General features: G+C 27.0%; 10 protein-coding genes. 2 read left to right on the forward strand and 8 right to left on the reverse strand.

The genetic code is table 11. From position 1 onward, the window contains the following. The first annotated feature begins 57 nt into the window (after positions 1–57). Entirely contained in the window at positions 58–1,317 is a 1,260-nt protein-coding gene (gene murF, locus ACJJVY_RS06980) for a UDP-N-acetylmuramoyl-tripeptide--D-alanyl-D-alanine ligase (RefSeq protein WP_405606292.1), read from the forward strand. Here the strand turns inward: murF and ACJJVY_RS06985 are convergent. Then, on the reverse strand, positions 1,310–2,161 hold the full coding sequence (locus tag ACJJVY_RS06985) for an N-acetylglucosamine kinase (protein WP_405606294.1): 852 nt from the start codon (positions 2,159–2,161) through the stop codon (positions 1,310–1,312). The genes murF and ACJJVY_RS06985 overlap by 8 nt on opposite strands. 161 nt (positions 2,162–2,322) lie before the next feature. Here ACJJVY_RS06985 and ACJJVY_RS06990 point away from each other — a divergent pair, with 161 nt between their 5' ends. Next, positions 2,323–3,060, forward strand: a complete 738-nt coding sequence (locus ACJJVY_RS06990) for a tyrosine-protein phosphatase (RefSeq protein WP_405606296.1) — start codon at positions 2,323–2,325, stop codon at positions 3,058–3,060. A gap of 51 nt (positions 3,061–3,111) precedes the next feature. On the opposite strand, the gene ACJJVY_RS06995 is transcribed toward ACJJVY_RS06990, so the two are convergent. The 7 genes from ACJJVY_RS06995 to ACJJVY_RS07025 form a co-directional block, all read right to left on the reverse strand. After that, positions 3,112–5,490, reverse strand: coding sequence for a polysaccharide biosynthesis tyrosine autokinase (locus ACJJVY_RS06995; protein WP_405606298.1), 2,379 nt, complete (start codon positions 5,488–5,490; stop codon positions 3,112–3,114). 3 nt (positions 5,491–5,493) lie between these two features. Then, the gene (locus tag ACJJVY_RS07000; protein ID WP_405606300.1) at positions 5,494–6,294 is read right to left on the reverse strand and encodes a polysaccharide biosynthesis/export family protein; all 801 of its coding nucleotides are present in this window, start codon (positions 6,292–6,294) and stop codon (positions 5,494–5,496) included. 41 nt (positions 6,295–6,335) lie between these two features. Then, on the reverse strand, positions 6,336–8,231 hold the full coding sequence (locus ACJJVY_RS07005; protein WP_405606302.1) for a polysaccharide biosynthesis protein: 1,896 nt from the start codon (positions 8,229–8,231) through the stop codon (positions 6,336–6,338). 108 nt (positions 8,232–8,339) lie between these two features. Further along, entirely contained in the window at positions 8,340–9,452 is a 1,113-nt protein-coding gene (locus tag ACJJVY_RS07010; protein ID WP_405606304.1) for a DegT/DnrJ/EryC1/StrS family aminotransferase, read from the reverse strand. 7 nt (positions 9,453–9,459) lie between these two features. Continuing rightward, on the reverse strand, positions 9,460–10,413 hold the full coding sequence (locus ACJJVY_RS07015) for an MraY family glycosyltransferase (RefSeq protein WP_405606306.1): 954 nt from the start codon (positions 10,411–10,413) through the stop codon (positions 9,460–9,462). Positions 10,414–10,416: 3 nt separating this feature from the next. Then, positions 10,417–11,340, reverse strand: coding sequence for an NAD-dependent epimerase/dehydratase family protein (locus tag ACJJVY_RS07020; RefSeq protein ID WP_405606308.1), 924 nt, complete (start codon positions 11,338–11,340; stop codon positions 10,417–10,419). A gap of 3 nt (positions 11,341–11,343) precedes the next feature. Next, positions 11,344–12,090, reverse strand: coding sequence for a glycosyltransferase family 2 protein (locus ACJJVY_RS07025; protein WP_405606311.1), 747 nt, complete (start codon positions 12,088–12,090; stop codon positions 11,344–11,346). Position 12,091 lies beyond the last annotated feature (1 nt).

Genomic DNA, 12,091 nt, shown 5'->3' on the forward strand with positions numbered 1-12,091 from the left:
TTATAATAACATAACCTCACTGCAAATTACACAGTGAGGTTTTTTTTATTTTAAAAAATGAAAATTAAAGATATTTATAATTTATATTCTAAGCACTACTTAGTAGATACTGATACAAGAAAAATTAGAAAAAACACATTATTTTTTGCCTTAAAAGGCGATAATTTTAATGGGAATGAATTTGCATCGACAGCAATTTCTTTAGGTGCTAGTTTTGCAATCATTGATGAAGAAAAATACAACACACACAAGAACATAATACTTGTTGATAATGTTTTAGAAACACTGCAAGAATTAGCCAATTATCATAGAAGAAACCTAAAAATAACTATAATTGGCCTAACCGGTAGCAATGGTAAAACAACTACCAAAGAATTAATAAACGCAGTATTATCTAAAAAATATAAAACCATAGCTACTATAGGTAATTTAAACAACCATATTGGTGTCCCTTTAACATTACTTTCTATGAATACAAATACAGAAATAGGTATTGTAGAAATGGGTGCAAATCATCAAAAAGAGATAGAGTTTCTTTGCTCTATTTGTGAGCCTGATTTTGGGTATATTACAAATTTTGGCAAAGCACATTTAGAAGGTTTTGGAGGAATAGAAGGTGTTATTAAAGGAAAATGTGAATTATATAATTATCTAGATAAAAACAATAAAATAGCATTTATTAATACTAAAGACACTATACAAGTTGAAAAAACTGTAAATATTAAAACAATTCCGTTTAAAAGTAAAATGGAACTTTTGGAAGTAAATCCGTTTGTAAAACTATCTTTTGACTCAGAAATTATAAACAGCAACCTAATCGGTAAATATAACTATACAAATATTGCTGCTTCTTGTACAATTGGTAACTTCTTTAAAATACCTAATAGTAAAATAAAAGAAGCAATTGAAACCTTTATTCCAAATAATAATCGTTCTCAAATTATATTTAAATCTACTAACAAGATTATTCTAGATGCGTATAATGCAAACCCATCCAGCATGTTAGCTGCTCTAGAAAATTTTAATCAGCTTAAAAGTAAAAATAAGACTGTTATTTTAGGTGATATGTTTGAGTTAGGTGAAACAAGCATAAAAGAGCATCAAGCCATAATAAAATTTGTTGAAGACTTAAACTTTAACAACTCTTATTTTGTTGGAGAAATTTTTAGTAAAACAGGTAATAATAATAATAATGTATTTAAAACATATGAAAAGTTACTAGATCATTTAAAAAACAATCCTCTTAAACATCAATCAATATTGATAAAAGGTTCAAGAGGAATGCGTTTAGAAAGGTTATTAAATCTTTTTAACTAATATTATTCTTATGGTATTCTAATAAATTATCAATAGGCCTTTGAATAACATCTGTTATTTTAAGATGATTATCTTCTGCAATAGTTTCTAAAATATCTCTAAAATAATGCGCAATAGAGCCAATAAAATAGATTGGCGTATCTATTGTTTTATTATATGGTAGTATTCTATATTTAAAGAATTCTTGAAAACCTTTTTTGATAATTTCTTTGATGTATTCTTTTTCTTTAAAATCAAACATAAACTTTGCAAAAGAAGCTAAGTACATATTAGGATTTGGCTCTCTGTATAAATTCTTTTTTATAGTATCTACATCTAAATCAAATTCTTCTTTAAATTTTATTGCTATCTCATCTGGCATTTGCTTATAGAAATAATCTATAATTAATTTCTTACCAAAATAATTACCACTAGCTTCATCCATTAAAATATAACCAAGAGATGCAGTAAGCATTTCCATATTTTCTCCATCATAATAGCAGCTATTAGATCCTGTTCCTAATATACAGACTAATGCAGGCTCTTTACCTGTAGCTGCATATACGGCTGCTAACATATCTTCGGCTATATATACTTTAGCATTAACAAAAATAGTTTCTAAAATAGTCTTTAAAATCTCTACAGGTTTTGGTGTTCCACAACCTGCTCCATAAAAATGAATTTCTTCTACATCTTCCTTTATATTAATAAGTTGGAACATATTAATAATTCTATTATGTAATTCTTTCTCGGGAACTATAGCTGGGTTTAACCCTAAAGTTCTTACTCTAAAAGCCTCTTCTTTATTACTATTTATAGCAATCCAATCGGCTTTAGTAGAGCCACCATCTGCAATTAGTATCATAGTTTCATATATTTATAACCAAAGATATTATAAGTAAATCTCATATACAATACTTAAATAATATTCAATCGTTTTCGTAGTCACAATTTATTTTAATTTAAAAAGAGACCATTTAAAAATGAATTAAAATATTGTAAATTCGCATTAAACAAATAAAAAACATGATTTTTTTTAAGCAAAAGCAAATTAATCCTGTAGATTTTTTTATTGAAGATTTTGTAGATATACATTCTCACCTACTTCCGGGAATTGATGATGGTGCTAAGGATTTAGACCATTCTGTATCATTAATTTTAAAAATGAAATCTTATGGTATTAAAAATTTTATAACAACTCCACATATTTTAGGTGATCTTTATCCTAACACTCCTAAAATTATAACTAGTAAGCTAAAAGACCTTAAAACTGAACTCAATAAACGAAATATTAAAGATATTTCTATTAGAGCTGCTGCTGAATATATGATGGATGAAAAATTTTCTGAACTGTTACAAGGTAAAAACTTATTAACCCTAAAAGACAATTACATTTTAGTAGAAATGTCTTATTTAAGTGCTCCTATTAACTTATTTGACATTCTATTTGAAATTCAATTAAAAGAATACAAACCAGTCTTAGCTCATCCTGAAAGGTATATTTTTTATCATAATAACATAAATAATTACAATAAGTTAAAAACTGCTGGCTGTCTTTTTCAACTGAACCTACTTTCTTTAACAGAACATTACGGTAAAAATGTACAAAAAATATCCAATAAATTATTAGATCAAAATATGTATGATTTTGTTGGAACGGATACACATCATATTAATCATTTAAATATGCTAAAAAACATTTGTACTAAAAAGGCATTAAAAAAAATAGAGCATTTACTTCATAACAATAAAAAATTCATATAATAAAAAAGGAAGCTTTTAGCTTCCTTTTTTATTATATGAATTTTAAAAATATTAACTAAATATTTTCTTATACCACGGAACTTTACTGCTTTCAATATAACCATAGCCATAGCCATAGCCATAACCTCTGGAAATATCTGTATCATTTAATAAGATTGCCATATTTGGTAATTTCTTTTCTGTATACAAAGTTTCCGGCACCATTAACATCCTTTTATCTAGATAATTAGCCCTAGTCACATACATAAAAATATCTGAATATTTAGATATTAATAAAGTATCTGTAACCAAATTTACAGGAGCGGTATCTACAATTATATAGTCGTAATCCTTTCTTACTTCTTTAAATAGTTCTTCTACCCTATCTGTTAATAAAAGTTCCGCAGGATTAGGAGGAATTACTCCAGAAGCAATAATATCTAGCCCTTTTATTTCAGGTATATTAAACTTTAAATCTTTTAACGATAATCTACTATCTGTAATAAAATTAGTAATACCTTTTCTCTCTTCAAGACCTAAGTAACTTGTAATTTTAGGCGCTCTTAAATCCATACCCAATAACAATACTTTTTTGTTAGATAAAGATAAAACAGATGCTAAATTAATAGAAATAAAAGACTTACCTTCTCCACTAGTCGTAGATGTAATAAATATTGTTTTACCCTCACTTTTATCAGATGTACCAGAACTAGGCAACATAAAATCTAAGTTTGTTCTTATTAACCTAAATGCTTCTGCTGTACTAGATCTTATATCGTTTTCACCGATAACAATCTTTTTCTTAGAATCATCATGTGGTATATCGCCTAAGAAAGGAATGCTTGTAGCATCTTCTATATCTTTACGAGAATGAATTTTAGTATCTAAAAGATTTTTCAAGTAAATAATGATAATAGGTATTAACAAACCGATAAAAATAGCTTTAAAATAACTACTTTTTTTATCAGGAGATACTGCTCCTCCTGCACTATATGCATAATCAATAATTTTTGCATTAGGTGATGTTACTGCTAAAGTAATAGCTGTTTCTTCTTTCTTTTTTAATAAATAAGAATATAGAGTAGCTATAATTTCTTGTTGTCTCGCAATATCAATAAACTCTCTTTCTAACCCAGGTATTGCCGAAACTTTTTTATTTACAACGGAAGCATATTTATTTAATTCTTCTAGTTGAGCTCTTAAAGATAAGATGTGGTACTTAACACTTTTTTCTAAATTTCCTTTTTGTAAAGCTACTTCATTTTTAAGATTTATCAATGTCGGATTCATTAACCCAGCAGATAAACCTAAGTTATTCTTTCTATTTACTAAAGAGTTATACTTTATAATAGATTCTGAAATACTTAAATCTTTAAACCCTAAGTTAGGTGGTAATGTTTGATCTCCGAAAGTATTATTAGTTATATTTTTTAAAATACCTTCAGAAAGAGCTAACTCACTCCTTAATTCAATAATTTGTTCATTATTACTAGAAGCATTTTCTAAAGCAATTTCTCCTTCTGAAGAAAGCCCTGAAATTTTATTTTTGGTTCTAAAGTTCTTTACTGAATCTTGTATTTCTGATAAATCTTTTCCTATAATAGCAAGTCTTTCATCAATAAAGTCCTTTGTAATCTGAGAAACTACACTCTTATCATTAATTGCATCTTGGTTATACTGTCTAACCAATTCATTTAAAAACTCTTCAGCTTTATGAGGTAATGAATTTGTGATAGATAAATTAACCACACTTGAACTCTGATTATTAACCTCAACCATTAGAGCTCTTCTGTATGAATCAACAGTGTTTAACTTATTAGTTAATACAACAAAAATTCTTTTATTATTATTGTTTACAAAGTCTTTAGTTTTGATAATTTTAAAAGTTCCAAAATCTAATTCTACATCTTCTTTAAATTTATGAGAAGAGATTAAAACATCTTCAGTATTTTTTATATCAAAAGCTTCATCACTTTTTATTTCTACTATAAATGAACTGTTTTTTTTATTTTCTTTTAAAAAATTTTTATCATTAAAAACTAATTCTATAGGAGCATTTTTGTATAGCTCTGTTTTCTTAACCCTACCATCTATAAAATAAGATAAATTAAGCTGTAAACTTTCTACAACTTTACTTATAATTTTTCTAGATTTTATGATTATTACTTCATTATCTGTATTGTTAGAACTCTTAGAGACTAACCCCATATCAGAAAGCGCTGATAGTTCCTGAGAAATTCCAGAAGCTTCGTCTGCTTTAATCATAATAGTAGTACTAGCACTATATTGAGGAACTACATATCTTAATTGAAGATAAGCTAAACCTAATACGATAATTATTGAAACCAAGAACCATTTCCAATGAATTAGATACTTAAGTATCTCTTCTTTTACATTGAATGCTTCTTTCTTTTTTTTAAAACTTGATAAATCTTGATTGTTAACTGCCATTTTTTACCTTAAAATAATAGAAACCATAGTTAATAGAAAACCTGCTATTGTAATAAATAAACCTGTAGCTGAATTACTTGCTGCACTTTGCATACTTGCAGAATTTTGCTCAACGTAAATAACATCATTTTGTTGTAGGTAAAAAACAGGTGAAGTATTAATCGTATTAGACAACAAATCTACTCTATATTGTATTTTTTTATTGTTCCCCTCTTCTCTTTGTACCATTATATTGTCTCTTTTAGCTGAAATTTGTAAATCTCCCGCCATAGCAATAGCTTCCAAAATAGAAATACGTTCATTAGGTATCGTGTAAGTTCCAGGAGCTCTAACTGCTCCTAATATTGAAATCTTGTAATTAATAATTCTAATATTTATTGTAGGATCTTTAACATATTGAGGATCTAGCTTATCTTTTAATAGTCTAATAGCAGACTCTCTGGTTAAACCTCCAAGTTTTAAATCTCCTAGAATAGGAAAATCAATCATTCCTTTAGAATCTACTAAATAAGATTGCTGACTTTGTGTTGAACCACCACTTCCTGCAGGACTATTATCTGCTGAAGGTACAGAAGTTCCTGCCATATTAAAAAGTTGCACAGCCTCTGTATCTAAAGAAGATATGTTTATAACAACTACATCATCTGGTTTAAAAATGGTTTGATAACTGTTGTCTACTAATGCTTGATCAATCTTATCATTTTGAAAATACGTAATCTTTTTTTTAGACACGCATGAACTAAACGCTATAACACCAACTAAAAGTAAAAAAGGAATATTTTTTTGCAATTTACTATAAATCATATTTATTTTTTTTCGCTAAAATATGACATTAAATCGATTCTCTACAAATTATTATCCAATTTTTCAAATATTGAATTATTTGAAATATATTCTGGAACTATTCTTTTTATTTTTTGTACAATTTTCAGATTAGACAATTCTAAATGGCTATTACATAAATTTAGAATTTCATTTTTTATATTTTCAACATCCATCTCTTGCGCCTTTGCAATCATTATCTTTTCATGATAGGTTTTAGTAGTATCTTCTCCATTTGCTAATAATTCTTCATATAATTTTTCCCCAGGTCTTAAACCAGTAATCTTAATATCTATATCTTCTGGATATTTTAACCCAGATAAAGATATCATCCTTTTAGCCATATCAAAAATCTTAACAGATTTCCCCATATCAAAAATATAAATTTCACCTCCAATTCCCATAGTTCCTGCTTCTAAAACCAACCTACAAGCTTCTGGTATTGTCATAAAAAATCGCGTAATTTCTTTATGAGTTACGGTTAGAGGACCACCAACATCTATTTGTTTTTTAAATAATGGAATAACAGATCCGTTAGAGCCTAAAACATTTCCAAAACGAGTAATTGTAAACTTAGTTAATGATTTTTGTTCACTTAAACACCCAATATACATTTCGGCAACTCTCTTAGTTGCCCCCATAACATTTGTTGGGTTTACTGCCTTATCTGTAGAAATCATTACAAATCTCTCTATATTGTATTTTATAGCAAGATCTGCAATATTTTTAGTACCACAAACATTAATTTTAACAGCTTCATAAGGGCTTTCTTCCATTAAAGGAACATGTTTATAAGCAGCTGCATGAAAAACATTTTGAGGAATATATTTTTCAAAAACTTCCGTCATTCTTTTTACGTCCCTAACATCTGCTACAATAGCTATAAAATCTATTTTCCCTGACTGCAATAATTGTTGTTGCAATTCATAAAGAGGGGATTCTGCCTGATCTATTAAAATGAGTAATTTTAAATTATACGTTGCTAATTGACGAGAGATTTCGCTTCCGATTGACCCAGCTGCTCCTGTAACTAGAACAACCTTACCCTCGACCTCTCTTTTTACTATAGGATTTTCAATTGCAATCTGTTCTCTACCTAATAGATCGTCTATGTTAATTTTCTTTATCTGGTTTGCTTGAAAATCACCTTCTATCCATTTAGATAAAGGAGGTACAATTTTAACGCTTATACCGAGTTTAAATAATTTATCTGTTATTTCTAATAATCTATTTCGCTTAATTTTTTGAGTTGAAATTATTATCTCTGTAATATTATTTTTCTTAATAAAATTTTCATCTATTTTATTAAAACTATAAATCTTAACTCCATCTATTTTTTTATTTATTTTATTATGATCATCATCTATAAACCCAATAACATCATAATTATTTCTTCGTTCCCTTGTAATTGCTCCGTATGTAATTATACCAGAATCACCAGCTCCAAAAATTAAAATATTAGTTATTGATTGTAATTCAGTAGAAATTATTTCATAAAAAGCTTTGAAAGCATACCTACTTATAATCAACATAAATAAAGAAACCAAATAATGGATCAAGATAATGGACCTTGGAATTATGAAATTTTTAAAAATCCCAAAAAACTGATTTAAAACTAGTAAAATCCCCATGGAGATACTAAAAAGAGTAATCGCAAAGAAAACATTAAAAGTATCTTTAACTCCTGTATGCCTAATAACACCTTTATAAGAACCAACCGCTAGAAAACAAAAAGTAGAAACTAAACCTACAAGAGGAAGCTGTTGCGTAAGGTTAAATGTATTAAAATCAAAACTAATATTAAACCTTATTGAATACGCTATTACATAGGAAAGTAGTATTAATATAATATCAATAAATAAAACAACCCATTTAGATGCATATTTATTTAATACAGTTAGAAAAAAAACTCTTATCATGCTTTACTTTTCATAGATCGAACGAAGTTACAAAAAATCTCCTAATAATTAGTAGCGTTAAACAAGGTTATTATCAAGTAAAAACACCTGTTTTTTTGAGTTATTAAATTAAGTATTTTTATCAATTATTTTTAGGATAGAATTCTTAATTCGTTCCCTATCACTAGTATTTAAACTAGCTCCTGATGGCAAACACAATCCTTTTTTAAATAAAACTTCAGCTTTATTATCTCCTATATAAACACAGTCTTTAAAAAGAGGTTGTATATGCATTGGTTTCCATTGAGGTCGGGCTTCTATATTATCTTTTTCTAATTGTAATCTTAAATCTTCATTTGTAAAGTTGGTTATTTTATCATCAACAAGAATACTAGTTAACCAATGATTAGAAAACCAACTAGAGCTTGGTTCTTCAAATACAGTAATACCGTTTACCTCTTTAAATAACCCCTGATAAAACAAATTATTCTCCCTTCGTTTTTTAACATTCTCATCTAAAGAAACGATTTGTCCATTTCCTATCTCTGCCAAAACAGGACTCATTCTATAATTAAAACCAATTTGTGAGTGTTGATAATGAATAGCTACGTCTTTAGATTGAGTCGCTAAAAAAATTGCTTTTTCTTTATCTTGTTTATTATTACAAACAAGTATTCCTCCTCCAAAAGTGGTAATAATTTTATTATTATTAAAAGATAGAATACCAAAATCTCCAAACGTACCACATTTTTGTCCCTTGTAATAAGAACCTAATGCCTCTGCAGCATCCTCTATTAAACTTATATTATATTTTTTTGCAATAGCAGATATTATGTCAATTTTTGCAGGCATACCGTACAAGTGAACAACAATTATTGCTTTTGGTTTCTTTCCTTTTAAAATTCTTTTCTTTATTGCTTCTTCAAGGTAATATGGACACATGTTCTGTGTATCTAACTCGCTATCTATAAAAATAGGATTTGCTTTCTGATATAAAATTGGATTAGCAGTAGCTACAAAGGTAAAAGATTGACAAAGTACATCATCTCCTTGTTTTACTCCACTTAAAACTAATGCTAAATGAATTGCTGATGTCCCTGAATTTAAAGCAACAGCATACTTTTTATTATCAAAATAATTCTCTAATTTTTTTTCAAATCTAGAAATACTATCTCCTTCTATAAAATTGTTTTTCATAGATGTTATTGATGGAGTTTTTGATAAAAAAATTCTATTACTCATCTTTAAATTAAGAAATTTTTAATCTTTTAAATAAGTAAAGATAAATACTAAAAAATACAATCATAAGGCTAATAAATATGTATATCTGACTATTTATATCTAAATTATAACTCTTATAAACTATTATATTTACTATTATCTGTAAAAAAGCATACATCAAAGAGACTTTTAAATGCGATATTTTTTTTACATCTACTAATTTTTGATAAATATGATGTCTATGTGCATCTAAAACACTCTCTTTTGTATATATTTTTCTGTATAAAATTGTAATTAAAGCATCGCCTCCATACACAATAACTAATGCAAAAATTAAAGGAGAAGACAATTTAAATATAAAAAGTATTAATAAAAAAAAGACCAATACCCCTAAAGTAATACTGCCAATATCACCTGCAAAAAATAAAGCTTTTTTTCTAAAATTATAAAATCCAAAGACAGCCAAAGAAATTAAACTGTAAATAATTAAATCTTCAGCAACTAAATGTTCTACATCGTTTATAAAATAAAAACCTAAAAGAACAGATATAGTATACACTCCTGTAATTCCATTAATACCGTCCATAAAATTGAACATATTTACAATACCAACACCAAATAATACATAAAAAACATAATAATATATTGGATAAAATGGCAATCCTATTTCAATTAAAATTAATAATACTGCTAGTAATTGAAAAGGGAACCTAACTTTAGAACTTAAAGTATAAATATCATCTAAAAAACTAATTATAGAAATAAAAACCACCCCTAAAGTAAAATAAGGATAATTGTAATCGTTTAAAAAAAAAAATAACAAAATTGCAACAGGAAAAACAATTCCACCTCCTCTAACTGTTATTTTTGTATGAGAACTTCTCTGATTGGGCTTATCTATAATCTTAAACTTAACAGCTAATTTTAAATATAAATAAGAAATAATTGAGATAACTACTAAAATAAAAAAATACTTTTCCATAATTTAAAATGATGCAATTGTTTTTTTTAACCCTTTTTCTGCAGACAAAGGTAAGTTTTTTTGCATTGCAGTTTTTATCTTCAAATTAGAAACTTCGTAGTTTTCTGTTAGCTTTTGTACTTTTTCTGAATCAATAGGCAAAGGTAAAACATCACCTAGTTTGGCTATTAGCTTCACAAAAGTTTTAGGTAAGTTTAATATTTTAGCTTTTTTATTAACAACTTCTCCTATAATTAATACTAATTGATTTGTTGATAAACTTTCATCATCTGCAATATTATAAACACCAGATGAAATCTTATTATTTTCGATTAACTCATCAACAATAAAACATAAGTTATCTACTGAAACAAAAGACCTTTTGTTTTCAAATTTACCAAAAGGATAAGGAACTCCTTTTGACACAAAAGTGTATAATAAATTTAAATTCCCTTTATTAAAAGGTCCATGTACCATACAAGGTCTTAAAATATACACTCTTTTATTCTTCGGAATTTTTTTTGATAAAATATAATTTTCCGCCGCTAATTTAGATTTCCCATAAACAGTTATAGGGTTTGGTGTTGTCTCTTCTGTTAAAAACCCATCTACCTCATCTGCTACAGCTTTTACAGAACTTACATAAATGAAAACTTCGCATTCACTTTCTAAAAATTGATTAAAAAGTGTTTTTGTTAATTCTGTATTAACTTTAAAATACTCTGAATCTTCTGATGTTTTTTTTAAATCGTGTGCTTTACCTGCCAGATGAATAAACGATTTTGCACCATCTAACATTTTTTTGTCTAGTTGATTATAATCGACCTCATTTAAATCTGGTTTTCTAGAAACACCAATTATCTTTTTATTTTTTTCCTTAAAATATTTTGATAAATTAATACCTACAAAACCTTTATTACCTGTTACTATATGTAAATTCTTTTCCAAAACTTATGATTTTTTTAAAAATCCAATCACTTTCCAAAAACCTCTTAACTGCACTTTTAAATAACTAAATTTAATATCGTTTCTTGTTAAAGATTTTTTTATTTCTTTAGAGATTAATTGATAACTACTAACACCAGAACTACTTAAACCGCCAATTAACATAGAAGTTGTAATTATATTAGAATATTTCCAAGAAATTTTATGCCTTAAAAAAAAACGAGTTATCAATTCATAATCTGCACCAATTGTAAAATCTAATTGATAATTTCCAAAAGCATCAAACAATTCTCTTTTAAAGAAAATAGCAGGATGAGCAGGCATAAAACCTATTTTCAGTTTTTCTGGATTCCAGTTTTTTGCAGAATATTTTCTAACTGTTTTTCCTTCTTCATTAAACTGAATAATATCTCCAACAGAAGCATCAATTTTGTTTTCTAAATGAAATTTAGCTACATTCTCTAACACAAATTTATCTGTAAATACATCATCAGAATTTAAAATCCCTACAAAATCTCCAGTTGCAAATCCGATTCCTTTATTCATTGCATCATACAACCCTTTATCTGGTTCAGAAATCCATTTAGTTATTTTAGCATCATATTTTTCTATGATTGATTTTGTACTATCCTTAGAATTGCCATCTATAATGATATATTCTACATCAAAATAACTTTGATCTAAAACAGACTGAATTGTCTTTTCAATAGTTTTTTCACTATTGTAACAAACCGTTATTATAGAAATTTTCATG

This window comes from Polaribacter sp. Asnod1-A03, assembly GCF_045063585.1.
GTDB lineage: Bacteria > Bacteroidota > Bacteroidia > Flavobacteriales > Flavobacteriaceae > Polaribacter.

What these genes read in the sequence shown, in the direction of transcription:
- ACJJVY_RS06985 (WP_405606294.1), bottom strand. Translation starts at nt 2,161, where the DNA reads ATGATACTAATTGCAGATGGTGGCTCTACTAAAGCCGATTGGATTGCT.
- ACJJVY_RS07000 (WP_405606300.1), bottom strand. Translation starts at nt 6,294, where the DNA reads ATGATTTATAGTAAATTGCAAAAAAATATTCCTTTTTTACTTTTAGTT.
- ACJJVY_RS07025 (WP_405606311.1), bottom strand. Translation starts at nt 12,090, where the DNA reads ATGAAAATTTCTATAATAACGGTTTGTTACAATAGTGAAAAAACTATT.
- ACJJVY_RS07015 (WP_405606306.1), bottom strand. Translation starts at nt 10,413, where the DNA reads ATGGAAAAGTATTTTTTTATTTTAGTAGTTATCTCAATTATTTCTTAT.
- ACJJVY_RS06990 (WP_405606296.1), top strand. Translation starts at nt 2,323, where the DNA reads ATGATTTTTTTTAAGCAAAAGCAAATTAATCCTGTAGATTTTTTTATT.
- ACJJVY_RS06995 (WP_405606298.1), bottom strand. Translation starts at nt 5,490, where the DNA reads ATGGCAGTTAACAATCAAGATTTATCAAGTTTTAAAAAAAAGAAAGAA.
- ACJJVY_RS07010 (WP_405606304.1), bottom strand. Translation starts at nt 9,452, where the DNA reads ATGAGTAATAGAATTTTTTTATCAAAAACTCCATCAATAACATCTATG.
- murF (WP_405606292.1), top strand. Translation starts at nt 58, where the DNA reads ATGAAAATTAAAGATATTTATAATTTATATTCTAAGCACTACTTAGTA.
- ACJJVY_RS07005 (WP_405606302.1), bottom strand. Translation starts at nt 8,231, where the DNA reads ATGATAAGAGTTTTTTTTCTAACTGTATTAAATAAATATGCATCTAAA.